The sequence below is a fragment of the uncultured Algibacter sp. genome, assembly GCF_947495675.1.
Classification (GTDB): Bacteria; Bacteroidota; Bacteroidia; order Flavobacteriales; family Flavobacteriaceae; genus Algibacter_B.
In genome coordinates, this window is the sequence record NZ_CANLZX010000116.1 from 1 (window position 1) to 212 (window position 212).

Genomic DNA, 212 nt, shown 5'->3' on the forward strand with positions numbered 1-212 from the left:
GCCTCATTAGATGTAGCAGGAGCACCAATAATGGTTGAAGATTGTACCGCCGATGCAGGTACCTTACAAGCTACAGAAAGCAATGTGACGCTAACAGGTGATTCCGCAATGCTTCGTGCTACAGCCGATGGGAATATCAACATTCCACACGGATATAGCAGTATTTATGTGTTAACATCAGGCGAAGGCTTAGTGATAGAAGCAGTAAGTGC

Annotated in this window: 1 protein-coding gene; it reads left to right on the forward strand. The window is 45.3% G+C overall.

Annotated elements, in window-relative coordinates; genetic code table 11:
• Positions 1-212, forward strand: a 212-nt coding sequence (locus Q0842_RS16310) for a hypothetical protein (RefSeq protein ID WP_298500583.1), incomplete at both ends; no start/stop codon positions are given.